The sequence below is a fragment of the Bacillus sp. LL01 genome (assembly GCF_001037965.1).
Genome location: NZ_LFEL01000005.1, coordinates 310,072 through 325,951 on the forward strand (window position 1 = coordinate 310,072; position 15,880 = coordinate 325,951).

Genomic DNA, 15,880 nt, shown 5'->3' on the forward strand with positions numbered 1-15,880 from the left:
TATCAAAATCGTGTATAATTAAAAGAGAGAAGTGCTCCAACACTTCTCCCGACATTCACTAGCTTTAAATAGTGGGTAATATTGATTTCATATGAAAGCCACCTTTTGCTTTTACCTAAGGGTGGGTTTCTTTTGCCATTGAAATAGTTTAGATCTCACTACCTCGCCACCATCTTCCTTCGATCCGTTCCCGTAAAAGCAAGGCCTAACCATAAACCAATTCCAACCAAGAAGAAAATCATGAAGGAACTAATGGCAATATACATCTCCCCAGTCGCAAACCCTGAAGTAAAAGCCACAAACAGACTAAAGGCGACCAACCCGACTGCCACTGCATAAAAAATCGCCCGCACCTTATTCATCGCATACTTTTTACTCGTCTCTCTCGTTAACGCACTATACGTAATAATCGCAATTCCAAACACGGCAAATATCGCAGTACCTGTTACAGCTTCCAATTGCAATCCCATAAAAAACAGCATGGCAGATGTTAATACACCGAATAAAACAAGCAATATCCCCGTGATCAATCCGGCCGCAGAAATCCGTGCTGTCATGGATGAATAGACTGCTTGCTTCGCTTTGTCCTGACCAACTTCGCGCATATCATCGACCAACCCGCTAAGGTCGCCCATGGAACTTACCGCTTCGTTAAATGCTACTGTTTCTTCCATCCCCGCTCTCTTATAATCCGCAATTTTCTCTTTAAGATTGGTTGTTAGCTCCTCTTTGAGGTCAAACAACTGCTGACTTTCCCCAACTCCTGAAAAAAGACCATCCACATATGCCTGGACCTTTTTATCCCCATTAGTTCTCATCAATTTCGATTCCTCCCTCTATCAAGTAATTAAGTACCTCTTTCGCAAACTTCCATTCATCTTTGAATTGCAAGTAACGCGCTGTACCATCTTCGGTTATCCGGTAGTATTTCCTGCGCCCACCCTGCGTTTCATCTCCCCAATACGAAGCAATAAAGCCATCCTTCTCGAGCCGTCGAAAAGCTGTGTACAAAGTTGCCTCTTTCAGTTCATACTGATTTTTACTCAACTCAATGATGGTCTTGTAGATCTGATAACCATAACTATCCCCTTGCCGAAGTACATTCAGAATAATGGTATCCGTATGGCCCCTTATCAAATCAGTTGATATCTTGGTTCCCACATTACTTCACCTCCTGGTTATAATTTACAACATATTACTGTGTGTGTCAAAGTAATTTTTCTGACCAATTACTTTGTTTGTAAAGTACCATTAATTACTAATTTTATAAAAGAAACTTTTCCCCTTCAATATCGTACTAATTAGTAGACGATCGAAGGAGGAATAGCAATGTCCCTATTTTCAAAACTAATTACCAGTGTCGGGATCGGCTCGGCGAAAGTGGATACGAAATTGAAGAAGAATTATTTTATGCAAGGGGAAGTATTGGATGGAATTGTGGAGATATTAGGTGGAAACTCCAATCAAAAAATTGATGCCATTCACTTGAAACTGATGACCCTTTACGGTCATGAAGGAAGCAGCCGCCTGACTAACACAGTCATACATACCCACAAACTGAATGATTCATTTACCATTCATGCCGGCGAACGAAAGGAAATTCCATTTTCATTCCGAATTCCTTTGGATACACCTATTACCATGCAAGATCCGGAAACAGGAAAGAACATCCCGCCCGTTTGGATCGCAACAGAAGCTGATGTGAAAAATGCTGTAGATCCAAGAGATAAAGACTACATCACCATCGAACCTACCAGGGTGCATGAACAAATCCTCGACGCCCTGAGAGTTCTCGGGTTGAAGTTCCGTCAAATGGAAAGCCAGAAGCTTCCCTTTAATTTAAAATCGGAAAAAGTATTCGGCCAACAATACGAATTCGTCCCTACATTCGGAAAATATTTTAAGAGATTAGAAGAAATCGAAGTTTACATTTTCCAAGGGGATGTGGAAACCACGGTTCTGTTTGATGTGGATAAACTGCGTAGAAATCCATTATCCTCAGTTGTGGATAAGTTTAATTTGGATAAAAACAGAGGCAGTGTGACGTTTAAAAACGAGCAGATCTTGAATGACAGAAGGTCTGTGAGTGACGAGTTTGAGAAGATTATTGATAGAGTTTTGTAAGGCAGAAATGAGCCCATCCTTTGGTACGGATGGGCTCTTTTTTCTTTATTTAAACAACTCTCTCAACAAAGTCCAAAACCCCTTCTTCTTCTCAGGCTCCGCTTCCTTCGTTTTCTTTTCTTCCATCTTAATTGCCTCGGTTTTAATAACAAACTGAACTGAAGTAACTTTCTCATTTTCCGCTGAAACAAACGAGACGGGCTTAAAGTCTGACTTATCGTATTCCTGGATCATTTTATCGATCTCGGCTTGCATTTTTTCAGGTAGATCTTTTGTTTCAGAATATAATTCCTCTGTTCCCTCAGACAATTCACCGACTCCAGATGACAATTCACTCGTACCATCCGTCAAACCAATCAAACCTGTGTGAAGCTGTGAATAGGATGTGGATAGCTCTCCAACCCCGTTCGTATAGCTCACAAGTCCAGAATGGAACTGATTATAATTACCCGCTAACGTCTCCATCCCTTTGGTCAGTTCGGCAAACCCACTCAAATCGGTTTCCTCTAGTGAAGCCGCTAGCTCATCAGCAATCGTTGTCAAGGTGCCACTCATCCCTCTAACTGCCCCATCGACCTGGGTAAGGGATGGCTCCACTGCAGCAAATGCTTCACGCACTTGTGCATAAGTCCCTTTCACTTTTTGTGCAGCTGCATAGTTGGCAACCAACTTATCCACAACAGCAGGGTCTGCTCCGCTTTCGTATAATCCGGCAATCTCTGCTTCAGATAGGTCCCCAGCTGGGATTTCCGAAATTGCACCATCTAGTGCAGCATATGCCGCCCCGTAGTTCTCCTGTAATTTCCCGAGGCCGTCTGCCGTATCATTCAAGCCTTTCGCAAGCTCACGCAATCCTGCAGGCAATTTCGTCAAGCTGCTCAAATCAACGTCAGCGGCACCACCGGAAAGCTCACGGTTGATTGTTACTAACGCTTCTTTTATAGAATTCGATGCCCCCACTAACTCTGTAGAGGATCCATCCAGCTGGTTGATGCCATTTTTATATTGTGCAGAACCGTCCCGAAGCTTCGTGGAACCGTTGTTCAATTCAGCAACCCCGTCCTGCAACTGGCCAACCCCATCATTCAATTGTCCAATGGCATCTGACAGTTCTGCCATGTCATCAGTCATCCCTTCCGTTCCCGTTGTATCTATCGGAAGGCTGGACGGAACTGCGGCAATCTCGACACCATCAAATTCAAAGTTTTCGACATCAGCCTCAACCAGAAGCTGCTCTTCTTTTCCAGGCATGACGGTAAACGTGATCTGCTTGTTTTTCCCGGCGTTGGCCTGCATTCCGCCAGAAGATGTTTCAATATTCTGGTAGGTGTTCGGTAGCATTAGGGATACTTGCAGCAAGTAATTTTCATAAAAGACGGAGTCCACGTTCTTGTTCGAGGACGTTTCGACTTGGATTTCCACATGACCGCTCTCACCAGCAAGCTCGGAAGAATCCACCTCACGACCATCCAATAGATACGTCACAGTCACATCCCAAGGTAATTCCGTCCCCTCTTCCAAGTCCCCTTGGTAGTAGAACTTTCCTTTCTGTTCCACATCCGCCGCAACACGCTCGCCATCTTGCGCAAGTTCTGTCATATCCGTCAGGTTTTTCACCGTTTTATAATTTCCGAAATCAAGGATTTCTCCAGCCATGGCAACCTCCAGTGTATTCACGACATAGATCGGACCTGGATCTCCGTTGGCTTTCAACGTGGCATAGACGACTTCTTCTTTGGACCGTACATTCCCTTGACCCTCAGCCAGAACACCGCTCGCATTCCCTAGAAAAGAAGGCAAAAAGAGCATCCCAGCAAGCGCAACATAAAGTATCTTCTTTTGTCTCATCATCACTTCTCCTCTTTAAAATTGGACTTATAGGTAGTTCTTTTGATGAATTTATCGCACACCAACAACATCGCCGGTAAAAAGAACAGCACCATGATGAAGGCTAACAGCGCTCCTCTTCCAAGCAACAGTCCGATTGAACCGACAATTGGATTGGAAGACGTAATCCATAAAATAAACCCGACACTTGATAGAATTGCTGCCGAAATGGAAATTGAGAAGGTCTTTTCATCCAGCGTTTTTATAATCGCCTTTCTCGCGGACATTTCCTTGCGGTGGTGGGTATAGGCTTCCGTAAAGAGGATCCCATAATCCACTGTTGCCGCTAGCTGCACCGTACTGATGATTAGATACCCTACAAACACGAGTGAAGTTTCCGTAAAATACGGAATCGACAGGTTAATCCATACGGCGGACTGAATCGTCAGGAGCAGCACAACCGGCATAGAAATCGATCGGAAACCAATCAATAACACAATCGCAATCGTCACCACCGTCAGCACATTGACCAAAATATTATCCTTTGTCACCGTGTTTTTAATGTCATATAACGTCACGCTCTCCCCAAGGCTGAGCGCGGATTCACCGTAATACTCCGATGCGGCTTTATCCACATTTTCCACAATCGCAAAAGGAATGTCTCCTTCTGTAGCCTGATTGGTGTTGATAACTATCCGGCTATAATTTTCCGAATAAAATTCATTCCGGACCTCTTCATCCAAGTACTCCGGCGGAATCACCGGGTCCACCATGTTTACATAGGACACTACGCTTGTGACATAGTCCATGGCCTCAAGCTCTGTAACAAGCTCCTCCTCTTTTGCCACATCACCCTTTGGCACCAAAAGCACGATCGGCGTGATTTCTCCGAACGATTCATTAATTTGCTTATAATCCGCACCCGCTCTCGTATGGTCTGGCAATTCCCCAAATCCATATGTAAAAGAGGTATTGGTTTGTGCTAGGAACGCCGGCACCATGAGGGCAAGAACAATTAATAAGCTTGGTATGCGGAACTTCACCACGAAATTCCCGATTCCCTCAAAGCTTGGAATGAAGCTTCTGTGCTGCGTCTTATCCATCCATTTATAAAAGAAAAGCGTCAAAGCCGGCAAAAATACCATGACACTGATAAAGCTCAGAACAATTCCTTTAACCAAGTTCAAGCCAAGGTCAGAACCAATCTCAAAATCCATAAACGTCAGGGCAATAAATCCGAAAAACGTCGTCGCCGCACTTGCCGTGATGGCCGGGAACGACTTTTTCATCGCAAGCTCCATTGCCTCTTCCGGATTGTTGGTCTTCTTACGATATTCTGCAAAACTGTGGAGCAAGAACACCGCATAATCAAGTGACACGGCGAGCTGCAGGATCGGCGCAACCGACTGCGTCACAAAGGAAACCTCTCCAATAAAGATGTTCGTTCCTAAGTTGATTAGGACGGATACCCCAATCGCTGTCAGGAAGAAAATCGGCTCCACCCAAGAAGTGGTGGAAATAACGAGGATAAAGATGATAATCGGCACAAGTAACATTGCCGCATACATCGATTCGTTTCCAGCCATTTTTTGCGAGGTCGCCGTATTAATGGCTTCTCCGGCAATCGCGCCATTATCCCCAATCACCTCATAGATGGCATCTGTGACGGCCACCTCATTTCCGCTGCCCACACTGATAGAGAATAGCGCATTGCTGTCCTTGTAATAGGTTTCGACCAATTCCGTGTCAGCTATTTCAAGCGGGGTCTTCATATCGACGACATCATCAAGCCAAAGCACATCGGCAACACCCTCGATTGCTTCTAATCTTTCTTTATACGAAACGGCTTCCTGAATGGATACATCCGTCACCATAACCCGCGTATCCGGAACAGAGCCGGTAAATTCTTTTTCCATGATTTCCATCGCCTTGGTCGACTGGGCATCATCCGGCAGATAATCTACCATATTATAATTGACCGAGACAAAAAACTGCGCCACGGTCGAGATGATGGTCACCAACGCAAACACAATCAAAACAGCCTTTTTATGTTTTATAATACGTGATGCTATATTTATCGTTTTTCATCCTCTCTTGTGTCTTAACCCTTTTCATCTTATTATTATATTAGACACAGTGTTGGGTATTCAACAGACAGTTGGTTTCTAGATGTTAGATAGTCAACAAATTAATCATTAATGTTGGATAACGAGGAAATTTTTTATTTGAGGGGCATGATGACAAATGAGCGAAAAAGTAGATAGAAGAAAACAATATACACGCATGGTACTGAAGGATAGCTTGTTGGACCTGTTAAAAGCGAAATCCATCGGTAGCATTACCATAAAAGAAATCTGTGAAAAGGCAGACATCAACAGGTCCACCTTTTACGCCCACTATTCCAGTCAATACGACTTACTGGATTCCATCGACGATGAATTCACAGAGGACATGGTCAAAACACTTAACCAATATAATTTCTCAAAAGAAGATGAAGCATACCAAATGACCGAGAAGATCTTTGAATACATTGCTGCTAAAAGTGACATTTGTTGTATTTTGTTGAGTGAAAATACGGAAGTGCAATTTCAGAAAAAGGGCATGATGATTGCGAAAGAATACATATTGAAAAATTTCATTCCCAGCAAACAAGTCGACGCAGAAACCTTTGAATACTTAAGTATATTCTTTGTGAGCGGAAGTATTTATATGATTAAGAACTGGTTGGAGAGTGGGATGAACAAGACACCAAAGGAAATGGCGGGGTTGTTGAATGAGTTTTTGAACCGTGGGTTGAGGGGACAGGTACGGTGACGCGGTTTTTGAGAATTCCAATTGAAATGAGGTGTGAATTTTGTCGTAGGTTGTCGAATGGCATTTATATTGCCCAAAGTGGTTGATAAATCATACGTGGTGAGCTACTTTGGGCTGAAGGGACAGGCACGCCGCCAAGTTTAGGTGTTTACACTAAAAAAAAGACCCGAGTATGAATGTTTGTTCAAACATTCATACATCAGGTCTTGTCTCCCACTCTATCTATTTCGCATTCTGATCCGGCTGGTGGATACCAAACACATTGCCTTCCGTGTCCACATAGTACCCCTGCCACGCCATTCCAGGCAATGCATACTTTGGCACTGCCACTTTCCCGCCATTCTCAAGAATCAACTTTTCCGTGACATCGTACTCCGCCACTCCCATTGTGCAGGCAAACCCATTTAAAGGCTGATTTTCTGCAGGTGGTGCACCTTTACGCTGCATTAAAGCACCATTGATCCCAAGCTCATTCTCGTCGCCTGTCACCGCTCCGAAATACGGTGTTCCAGCATATTCGCTCCAATCTTGAAACGACCAACCGAATACCTCTCCATAAAACCCCTTTGCACGCTCCATGTCATCCACATGGATTTCGAAATGAATTAATCTACCCATAGTTCCCCTCCTATTGGATCTCCTATTTCGATTCCTAATATATCCCAGCTTACTTCTCTATCATAAATCATCTATAGTCAACGGTTCAATAAGTAGTTATGAAGATATTGAAGTCTCCCTCATCGCCCTCTCCAAAAACACCAACACTTCCTGCCTCACTGGATAGAATCCTAACTCATTAGATGCCTCTTCCGATTTCCTCACATCCCAGAACTTCGCCGCCAACTCGCCATCGCCATTGAATGTCTCCTTAGATAAAATCATCACATCTTCAGCAATCAGCTGACCTTCTAGCGATTCCGGAGTTTTCCCACCTGCAAGGCAAAGCTCAATCCGCTTGATGATATTAATCCACTTCGCCACCTCCACCGGATTGTCTTCTAACTTAGGCAAGTTCTCTTGCAAAACCGCTTGCTCCTCGCCACTGAATGCCATTTCCATTGCTGCTGAACGCTGCTGTCGTTTCTCTTCTAAGTCCTCACCTAGCAAGGGGATAAGATGCTCCCATTGAATGTCTTTTTCAAGCTTAATCATATTTAGTAGAGAATGTGTGTGATCAAGAGATAGATCTAGTTGCTCGAGGTCACTCACCAATTTTTCCTTGTGTAAAAGAAGAATCCGCTCCATCGTAATCTGATTCAAGACTTTTTGGATGTCCTTCAGTGGCATGGCCGTTTCCTTCAACAACATTACTTTTTGAAGCTGGAGGATATCTTCCTCCGTATATAGGCGCCTACCACTCTCATCCTTCCGTGTCGGTTCCACCAATCCAATGTCGTCATAATATCGTACCGTCCGCAAGGAAACCCCTAGTTTCTTTGCTACATCTCCCGATGAAAAATAATTCATATATTCCCTCCTAAACTACTTGCAGGTTACGTAACGTCACCATCTATCCTATATCTATCATACAAAATATCTGGGGGAAATCACATTGAAAATTAACACAAAATGGAATGTAAAAGAATTAATCCTACTACTCTTAATGGCACTCGTTTTCGTGCCAATTTTTATTGAAACTTACCTACACCGGTTTTTACTCCAAGCATTCGGGAACACACTCTACGCTGGCACGATGTCAGGCCTCATCATGTCCATTATTTTCACATTAAGCGTGTACTTGGTTGCCCTAAAACCTCATCAGCTAGGCTGGAAGGAAGTCGGTCTGCGCTCATTCTCAAAAAACTATTGGAAATGGATCCCGGTATGGACGGTCGTATTAATTGTTTCTAGTATTCTATTAGTAGTTCTAATGGATATCTTTCAAATCGGAGTCGACAATAGCAAGACAGAATCCCTGAAAGAGCAGGTCACCTGGTTCACGTTCGCCATCGCCTTCCTTTCTGCCGCTGTCGTCTCACCCTTATACGAGGAAATTTTTTACCGAGGATTTTTGTATAAATGGATGCGTGACAAGTGGGATGTGACGGCCGGACTATTAGGGAGTTCCCTGATCTTTACCATCGTCCACATCCCAACCTACAACACGTTGCCGGTCAATTTTATCTCTGGAATGATTTTTGCCTGGACCTATGAAAAGTCGGGTTCCATTATTCCGGGGATAATAATTCATGCGGTGTTTAACGGGCTGGCGGTGGTGTTGACGGTGGTGGGTTAACAGGAACAGGCACGCCAACCCAATTGGGTCGACGTGCCTGTTCCTAAAACAACTTTATTCAAACAAAGCCCCATATGAAAACGGCGCAATCGTCAAATTATCTCCATTGCTTTCAATAAACCATGTCCGCCCACCACTGGTTATATACAGAAGAGCACCAATGGCTACCTGTTCACCAAGATGGTAATCATACAACGAATTCAACTTTCCTTTTTTCGCCACAAGCACTTCTAAAAACTGCGGATCAAACAGACCGGACTCTTCCGCTGTAAGCTCCATTCCCGCCAACAATTTGTCTACAACCTTTTCAAACTGAGACTCCTTCAAAGAGAATGCCTCACCTTCCACTTTAGTGGGACTTATGTCCATTAACTTGCTTAACTTCTGCTCATCCGACTCAACAAACAACTTAAAAATACGGTTGTCATACAAAGATTGTTGAACGGTAAATTCCTCGTTACAGAATAACGATACAGTACTGGCGCCTTCGTCTGTAGCAATTTGACAGCGAATAACCCGCTTCACATTTGTCAGTCCCATCAGAAATTTCCGGAACTGCTCATCCACTGTTTCCTGATTACGGTCCACAGTCAATAGCCCTTTGGAAATCAGGCCACTTGTAGCACTATCTAACCGACACTCCAATTCCTGATCCGATATATTACCGAACACTTCGTCTTTTATCGAAGAGGCCACTTCTGCACCATCAAGCAATAAAAGCGATAAAATGTATTCTTCTGCAGTAAGAACATAAGTCATAATAGTTATTCCTTTCATTTTCAGACTCGTTTACCACCTATTTTCAAAAATAATCAGCCAAAATTAAAAGAACAAAAAATATTATAAATAGGAATATGGCATATAAGAGTATTACAACCCGCGCTACAAACCAATTAAAGCGATCATAAGTAAGAATTGCTACAAAATGTGTCAATCCTAAAAACGGCAGAACCAGCAAAGTTCCTAGGCACTCCGAGGAATGAGAAATCCCGTTAATTAGCCCTTCACCAGCTGATCTACTCAATAAATATAAGAGGGCAAAGAAGAAATTTGTAAATAAAAGTGCCCCAATTATAAAGAAAATAGTTTCGATGAATTCCATTATTTATCTAGCATCCTTTAAGTCTATCTATATCTATTTTTGCAGGAGTTATACTTCCTTTTTTACAACTACTACTATACTCTATTACCTATTATCCTCAATATAACCAAACACAATAAAGCTAACGATTGCTAATATAAAAATGATTATTGCATATAAAATTAACAGCGCCCTCGCTACAAACCAATTAAACCTTTCATAAGCACTACTTGCTACCCATTGGGTTAAACCAAATAGCGGAAAAGATAAAATTATCAAGAAATCCAGGTCATGAGTAATCCAGCGATAAAAGCCATTTCCTGCTGATTTACTAAGTATATATAAAAGGGTAAGGAAAAAATTAAATAATATAAATGCCCCAAGAGAACCAAAAGAAACTGCAAGTATTTGCATTATAATCTAACACCCTTAAACTTTTCTTTAGAGCGATTATTATAGAATTTTGTTAATGTACACCTTACTCCACTCCACCCAAAAACCCCCCGAAATATTTAGAAAATGGTACAAATGGCGAAATTATTCTTGTTGCACTCAATCAATACTTATCTCCAATATACCAAAACATGCTAAAGCAAACGATTGATAGAATAAGTATAAATATGGCATATAAAATTAGTAACACTCTTGCTACAAACCAATTAAAACGTTCATATGTAACACCTGCTACCCATTGGGTTATTCCAAATAGTGGAGAAGATAAAATCTCCAGGAAATCAAGGTCATAAGTAATCCAGCGATAAAAACCTTTCCCGGCTGATCTACTTAGTATATATAGGAGGGAAAAAAGAAAATTAACTAGTATAAATATTCCTAGCATACCGAGAAAAATTGCAATATATTTCATTACGTATCTATCATCCTTTAACATCACCTTTGATTTTTTAAAGTTATATTAACCTACCCACCCAAAAAGTGAATCCTTGGCATTGCTTAATGTATTTTTAGCGCCTTCAATTGCACCTTTTGCCTTTTTCTTGACATCATAAAATTTCTCTCCAATAGCTGCCCCAGCATCACTTGCCCATTTATTTGTGTATTTTGAAGCCCATTCGCCAACTGTAGCCCCAACGGCACTTCCAATTACGGCTCCAGCCGCTGCTCCAAAAGGGGCAAATGGACCAGAGAGTACTCCTCCAATGGCTGCTCCTACATAAGCTCCCGCTGTAGCACCGCTTACAGTCCCAACGGCTCTATTTGTTTCTTCTGCAACAACACGCCCCAGCACATTATGTTTTTCTTTTCCTTCTAAACCATCTGCTTCACTCCTTCTATCCCATGCCGTAGTAACCGCAGTATAGGTGCTAACAAAAGCAGTCGCAGTACCTGACGCTCTTGCAGCCACTTTCTTAAATGCTTCCTTAGGAATGACCATTCCGTGAGATGAGTGTTTAACTAGCCTTTTTTTAACATTTTCATGTAAAGGTCGGTTTTTCGTTGCCAGCTTCCAGACACCGCTTTTTACTTTCTGACCTGTGCTTCTCATATCCTTAAATTCCTTGCCTTTTAAAACACTTGCCTTTTGAGCTTTTAAGGTTTTCTCTATATTCCTATAGTTTTTCGATGTCCTATTAATCTTCTGAATAAGCATCCGTGACCATTTCGGCCCGATTCTCCCCTTAAGGAACTTCAAGACCTTTCGATTATACTTAAACGTATAATGATTCTTTTTCTTCGTGTATTCAATACGAAGAAGCTTAGATTTATGCGCTGCCACCAAAACAGCCAGTGGCGCAAAGGAATCAAAAGCACCGTCTTTAATGGCATGAAAAATCCCCTTAGAATCGCCCTGTCCTTCCGAGTTCGGTCCATCCAAATTCATACTGCTTTCATGCGATAACAATAAACTTAGCGCACGTTCACTAATAGAATTACCGTTAAGCACTGCCGCTGAAGAACTACCTGGTGCGCTCATCCCTGACTCCACCGTTTCACTTGCCAATTTTTCAAACAACGAACCCGATTCATACCCACTGATGCTGATTTTCTTCGCCGAAAACATCGAATTGATCTGTTCAATATACCCGGAAGCAACCTGACTGCTCTCAGATACCGCATCTAACTTCCTTGTTTGTTCCTGATCAAAAACATGCAGCTTCTCAAGTGTCTGATCAATATCTCTCTCGGCCACCCTTACCTGATCGACAAATCCATCTTCCTTCATAGCTGGTAAGGAAACAATGTCGCTTACAGAATAGATGGCCTGGTTTGTTTCGTTTGCCAAATCCGTTGTCATTCTCCTTGCACTATCCAGCGCCCGGGGCAAATCGTTCTGCAAAAAGCTTTCATTAATATAACCTGAACTGGATGGTTCAACCGACTGGAGAGCACTTTTTATCCCATTCAACGTGTTCTTGAATTCATCAAGCATGGTTTGGTAATAGGTCAAGAAAGGGACATGGCAATCCTGATAAAACGCTCTAATTGCCTGTCCACCTTGCCCTTTTAAGGAGTCTTCCAAACTAACGATTCCCATCACATCATTATGTATCTTTTCCACCGCTTCCTTCTGCAACTCCAATTTCTCAAGCATCGATTGAAGTTCCATATGAAGCGATTCTACTTCTAAAACCTTCATTTTACAATCACCACCCACGATCATTTACTAGTACTTACTAGAAAAAATAACAATTAGTTTAATTTTACCAATTTGCCAACTTGTTTAGAATAGGTGTTATGGTTTATGTTTCATCTAAGAAATCCATCTTTTCCCCTACATACTACACAACTTTTCTCCCAGATCGCTTCACCTACTTACGAATTCTCTTAACCTATTTGTTCTAGCAAACTACCTAATTTTTACATGCCCATTTTTGGAAAAAGTAAAACTTGATGATAGCGGGTTTTACAAAGAAAAAATAAAACCAACCATATCTAATTATGGCTGATTTTGTCGAATGGTTTTTTGTTGCCCTAAATTGTCTATAAAATCGAAAGTTGGACTACAATATCGAGCCCCAGGAAAGTAATCCACTTTCAGACCACTTTCCGCTACGATATCACCCGAAGAACCCGGTGGAGCACCAGCTTTCCCACTGCCCCTACGCCTTCACGACCTCCCGATTGATTGAATGAAGGCTCCTCCGCCAATAAACCACCACATAAAACGAAGCGAACCCCAAAATTCCAGTCAATATGGTAAAACACAACAAAATATGCCCCCCTGAAACCAAGCCAGTAAACAATCCCAGCAACACAATTCGCAATAAAAGCCCAGTTGCTCGCAGCAAACCGTCCACTCTTCCGATGATGTCATTTGGAACGTGCTCCATCATGAACGTATTCCTAGCAACCCTAACACCACTGTTCCCCACCGCGATAAGCAGCATCATGAATAAATAACCAGATACCGACAGATATACCATGATGGAGATTGCCACTGTAAACATAACCATCAAAGCAGCAATCATTTTTTCACCTGCGAACTTCTGGGCGGCAATCGGGACAAACACACCAGCCAGCACAGCCCCCAATCCGTAAACCATCCCCTGAATCCCATAAATATTGCCTTCCACGCTCAAAACATCTGCCAAATAAACCGGAAACAGATAATTCGTAAGCATGATCGCGATAAACGGCAAAGAAGTGGCCAGAAGAAACAGAAACATGACGGGCTGTTTCATTAAATAATTTAGAGTGACCGATGCTTTTATCCCCGTTACTTTGCTTGTTCCGAATCCGTCCCCATCCGTGGCTTCACGTTTCTCCCTCACGTAAGGAATTTTCATAAAAAAGAAAATGGCAACTGCATACGTACACACATCCATCAGCAAAATATAATGAAGCTCCCATTTTAACAAGAGGATACTTGCAATTCCTCCGGCAACCATGCTCGAGAGTTGCCCCTGCACCTCCATCGTCCCGTTCAGCACCTTAAACTGATCTTTACGAAACAACTCTTGATTTAAAGCAAACATCGTTGGATAGAAAATAGTGTAGTAAAGGCTGCCAATCATGTAAATCACGATATAATGCCAGAGTTCATAATCCACTCCCAAAAACCCAATCGCCGTGAAAGCTAGCAAAGCGAAGAGACTTACCACTTTACTGCATATAAGCAGTCTCTTCCTGGAAATCCTATCAATCAGATGTCCCAAATAAGGCGTCAAAATAAAATTGATGATGGTCATGCCCATCGCCACATACCCAAATACCTCATTCCCATTCCTGCTTGTCACCAAGAGCCACGGAATGGCAATCATCGTTATCCCGCTTCCAATAGAAGAAGCTATATTGGCAAATATAATAAAACGAAACCGTGAATCCCTATACAAACTGTTCATACTAAATCTCCCTCTCCACTTTAGATACTCTCATCATAATTGGAAAAGAAGACCACTACATTAAGCAAAAGATTGAATATTGCGTACAACTTATGATGTATAAATGAGGGACGGTTCGAGACCAGTGAAAAAGTAGTGTAAAAAACATTTGAACTAGTTTTCATTTGGGTATTTATGTATATTAGAGGTCTGTTCTTATAAATTTCGAATCAAATCGGAAGGTTTTGTTACTTTATACCTCCGATTTTTTCAATATGAGTCCCGCAATTATCTTTATATTGACTGAGATGGCAGTGAGTTTTGATTTTTCAGGCACGCTTAAAAGACCATCCCCCCTCGCTCGGGATAGGTCGTGAAATCTCTTTAGCTCCGCATTCTTTCCTTCTATCGAAGCCTTTTTCGTGTTCTTTTTTAAGAAAGAAAGGGGCAGCGGTAGAACCGTTCCTTATTTACTGAGGAGAAAGCTGGCTGAAGATCTAAAAGACCTTTGCTTACATGACTACTTTTTGCCAGCATCTAAAAAACACTAATTTAATTGCTAGTTTTAAGGGGGAATTGAAAAGTTCCTAATCTTCCCCCCTCATTCCCCCCACACAAATGCGTAAACTAACCATCAACTGGTACCATTCCCCCCACTAAAAGCTTCCAATCCAACCACTTAAGGGGGGTGTTCCCTCCACACCAATTTTAATCCCCCCACACATTTGCATAATTCCACCGGTAGAGCCGATAATCCCCCCATTCACAGCGGTAATCCCCCCACAAATCGCAATAATCCCCACACAACTCTACTTAGCCACGAAAAACTGGAAATCTTATAGTATTTGATGGTTTCTAGCTGTGGATTGGAGCAAAAGGCGTAGACTCCAGCGGGGGAGTAGCGACAATCTTAAGACCCCGCAGGGCATAACCCGAGGAGGCTCAAGATCGCCCTCTGGATAAACGAAGTCTTTTGCGGAAATCAACAGCGGTGTTTTAGCAGAGCCTAAAATTAAGGCTTTTTCAGTTGCCTCGCAAAAGGAAGGGGTCTACCGCTCTTACGCGATAGACCCCTTTCCAAGTTCGTTATTCTCCGTAGTTAAGTTGCCAATGAACACCAAACTTATCCGTAACTTGTCCATAGAGCTTGCTCCAGAAAGTTTCCTGCAGTTCCATATCGACCTTGCCGCCTTCTTTTAATTGCTCATACCAAGATTTCAGATCATCCATATTGTGGCTGACCAAAGCAAGTGTTACATTGTTGCCAACTATATATTCCTGACCCGGAAAGGTATCAGAAAACATGACATTGCTTCCGTCGATAGTCAGACGTGTGTGCATAACCAGTTCTTTTGCTTCCTCAGGCAGTTGATATTCCGGGTTTTCCGGTGTATCTCCAAACGTCATAATTTGCGGGGTTTCAGTTTGAAACACTTTCGCGTAAAACTCGACTGCTTCTCGGCAATTACCATTAAAAACAAGATAAGCATCTACAGACATTCTCTTCACTCCTCTTCA

At 42.3% G+C, this 15,880-nt stretch carries 15 protein-coding genes and 1 pseudogene; 3 read left to right on the plus strand and 13 right to left on the minus strand.

Annotated features, from left to right (window positions below; all coding sequences use genetic code 11):
* Positions 1-158: 158 nt before the first annotated feature.
* Together AB685_RS16565 and AB685_RS16570 are read right to left on the minus strand one after the other, a co-directional pair.
* Entirely contained in the window at positions 159-818 is a 660-nt protein-coding gene (locus AB685_RS16565) for a permease prefix domain 1-containing protein (protein ID WP_047971687.1), read from the minus strand.
* The gene (locus tag AB685_RS16570) at positions 808-1,161 is read right to left on the minus strand and encodes a PadR family transcriptional regulator (protein ID WP_047971688.1); all 354 of its coding nucleotides are present in this window, start codon (positions 1,159-1,161) and stop codon (positions 808-810) included. Before AB685_RS16570 ends, AB685_RS16565 begins: the two co-directional genes overlap by 11 nt.
* Before the next feature lie 168 nt (positions 1,162-1,329).
* Between AB685_RS16570 and AB685_RS16575 the strand changes: the two genes are divergently transcribed.
* On the plus strand, positions 1,330-2,124 hold the full coding sequence (locus tag AB685_RS16575) for a sporulation protein (protein WP_053073852.1): 795 nt from the start codon (positions 1,330-1,332) through the stop codon (positions 2,122-2,124).
* Between the two features lie 45 nt (positions 2,125-2,169).
* Here the strand turns inward: AB685_RS16575 and AB685_RS16580 are convergent, their stop codons facing one another.
* Together AB685_RS16580 and AB685_RS16585 are read right to left on the minus strand one after the other, a co-directional pair.
* Entirely contained in the window at positions 2,170-3,975 is a 1,806-nt protein-coding gene (locus tag AB685_RS16580; protein ID WP_047971689.1) for an X-X-X-Leu-X-X-Gly heptad repeat-containing protein, read from the minus strand.
* Positions 3,975-5,918, minus strand: coding sequence for an MMPL family transporter (locus AB685_RS16585; RefSeq protein ID WP_241773325.1), 1,944 nt, complete (start codon positions 5,916-5,918; stop codon positions 3,975-3,977). The genes AB685_RS16580 and AB685_RS16585 overlap by 1 nt, the downstream gene beginning before the upstream one ends.
* 277 nt (positions 5,919-6,195) lie before the next feature.
* Here AB685_RS16585 and AB685_RS16590 point away from each other — a divergent pair, with 277 nt between their 5' ends.
* Complete coding sequence (locus tag AB685_RS16590) at positions 6,196-6,765, plus strand: TetR-like C-terminal domain-containing protein (protein WP_047971691.1); 570 nt, start codon at positions 6,196-6,198, stop codon at positions 6,763-6,765.
* A gap of 222 nt (positions 6,766-6,987) precedes the next feature.
* Here AB685_RS16590 and AB685_RS16595 read toward each other — a convergent pair whose 3' ends face one another.
* The gene (locus tag AB685_RS16595) at positions 6,988-7,383 is read right to left on the minus strand and encodes a VOC family protein (RefSeq protein ID WP_047971692.1); all 396 of its coding nucleotides are present in this window, start codon (positions 7,381-7,383) and stop codon (positions 6,988-6,990) included.
* A 96-nt stretch (positions 7,384-7,479) separates the two neighbouring features.
* Positions 7,480-8,232, minus strand: coding sequence for a MerR family transcriptional regulator (locus AB685_RS16600; protein WP_047971693.1), 753 nt, complete (start codon positions 8,230-8,232; stop codon positions 7,480-7,482).
* A gap of 85 nt (positions 8,233-8,317) precedes the next feature.
* On the opposite strand from AB685_RS16600, the gene AB685_RS16605 reads away from it, so the two are divergent.
* Positions 8,318-9,001: a type II CAAX endopeptidase family protein gene (locus AB685_RS16605; RefSeq protein WP_241773319.1), complete on the plus strand. Its 684-nt coding sequence runs from the start codon at positions 8,318-8,320 to the stop codon at positions 8,999-9,001.
* A 54-nt stretch (positions 9,002-9,055) separates the two neighbouring features.
* On the opposite strand, the gene AB685_RS16610 is transcribed toward AB685_RS16605, so the two are convergent.
* The 7 genes and pseudogenes from AB685_RS16610 to AB685_RS16640 all read right to left on the minus strand — a co-directional run bounded on the left by AB685_RS16610 (position 9,056) and on the right by AB685_RS16640 (position 15,862).
* A complete protein-coding gene (locus tag AB685_RS16610; RefSeq protein WP_047971694.1) occupies positions 9,056-9,778 on the minus strand; it encodes a hypothetical protein in 723 nt (240 codons plus the stop codon).
* Positions 9,779-9,803: 25 nt separating this feature from the next.
* Positions 9,804-10,103 carry a hypothetical protein gene (locus tag AB685_RS16615; protein WP_047971695.1) on the minus strand — a complete coding sequence of 100 codons (300 nt, stop codon included), beginning with the start codon at positions 10,101-10,103 and terminating at the stop codon, positions 9,804-9,806.
* Positions 10,104-10,187: 84 nt separating this feature from the next.
* Positions 10,188-10,496 carry a hypothetical protein gene (locus AB685_RS16620; protein WP_047971696.1) on the minus strand — a complete coding sequence of 103 codons (309 nt, stop codon included), beginning with the start codon at positions 10,494-10,496 and terminating at the stop codon, positions 10,188-10,190.
* A 499-nt stretch (positions 10,497-10,995) separates the two neighbouring features.
* Positions 10,996-12,678, minus strand: a complete 1,683-nt coding sequence (locus AB685_RS29795) for an LXG domain-containing protein (protein ID WP_053073854.1) — start codon at positions 12,676-12,678, stop codon at positions 10,996-10,998.
* A gap of 463 nt (positions 12,679-13,141) precedes the next feature.
* Positions 13,142-14,383: an MFS transporter gene (locus AB685_RS16635; protein WP_047971698.1), complete on the minus strand. Its 1,242-nt coding sequence runs from the start codon at positions 14,381-14,383 to the stop codon at positions 13,142-13,144.
* Positions 14,384-14,636: 253 nt separating this feature from the next.
* Positions 14,637-14,801 (minus strand): annotated as a pseudogene (locus AB685_RS32115) (IS5/IS1182 family transposase); the annotation flags it as partial.
* A gap of 647 nt (positions 14,802-15,448) precedes the next feature.
* Positions 15,449-15,862 carry a VOC family protein gene (locus tag AB685_RS16640; protein ID WP_047971699.1) on the minus strand — a complete coding sequence of 138 codons (414 nt, stop codon included), beginning with the start codon at positions 15,860-15,862 and terminating at the stop codon, positions 15,449-15,451.
* Positions 15,863-15,880 lie beyond the last annotated feature (18 nt).

What these genes read in the sequence shown, in the direction of transcription:
- AB685_RS16565 (WP_047971687.1), bottom strand. Translation starts at nt 818, where the DNA reads ATGAGAACTAATGGGGATAAAAAGGTCCAGGCATATGTGGATGGTCTT.
- AB685_RS16575 (WP_053073852.1), top strand. Translation starts at nt 1,330, where the DNA reads ATGTCCCTATTTTCAAAACTAATTACCAGTGTCGGGATCGGCTCGGCG.
- AB685_RS16580 (WP_047971689.1), bottom strand. Translation starts at nt 3,975, where the DNA reads ATGATGAGACAAAAGAAGATACTTTATGTTGCGCTTGCTGGGATGCTC.
- AB685_RS16585 (WP_241773325.1), bottom strand. Translation starts at nt 5,918, where the DNA reads ATGGTAGATTATCTGCCGGATGATGCCCAGTCGACCAAGGCGATGGAA.
- AB685_RS16590 (WP_047971691.1), top strand. Translation starts at nt 6,196, where the DNA reads ATGAGCGAAAAAGTAGATAGAAGAAAACAATATACACGCATGGTACTG.
- AB685_RS16595 (WP_047971692.1), bottom strand. Translation starts at nt 7,383, where the DNA reads ATGGGTAGATTAATTCATTTCGAAATCCATGTGGATGACATGGAGCGT.
- AB685_RS16600 (WP_047971693.1), bottom strand. Translation starts at nt 8,232, where the DNA reads ATGAATTATTTTTCATCGGGAGATGTAGCAAAGAAACTAGGGGTTTCC.
- AB685_RS16610 (WP_047971694.1), bottom strand. Translation starts at nt 9,778, where the DNA reads ATGAAAGGAATAACTATTATGACTTATGTTCTTACTGCAGAAGAATAC.
- AB685_RS16615 (WP_047971695.1), bottom strand. Translation starts at nt 10,103, where the DNA reads ATGGAATTCATCGAAACTATTTTCTTTATAATTGGGGCACTTTTATTT.
- AB685_RS16620 (WP_047971696.1), bottom strand. Translation starts at nt 10,496, where the DNA reads ATGCAAATACTTGCAGTTTCTTTTGGTTCTCTTGGGGCATTTATATTA.
- AB685_RS29795 (WP_053073854.1), bottom strand. Translation starts at nt 12,678, where the DNA reads ATGAAGGTTTTAGAAGTAGAATCGCTTCATATGGAACTTCAATCGATG.
- AB685_RS16635 (WP_047971698.1), bottom strand. Translation starts at nt 14,383, where the DNA reads ATGAACAGTTTGTATAGGGATTCACGGTTTCGTTTTATTATATTTGCC.
- AB685_RS16640 (WP_047971699.1), bottom strand. Translation starts at nt 15,862, where the DNA reads ATGTCTGTAGATGCTTATCTTGTTTTTAATGGTAATTGCCGAGAAGCA.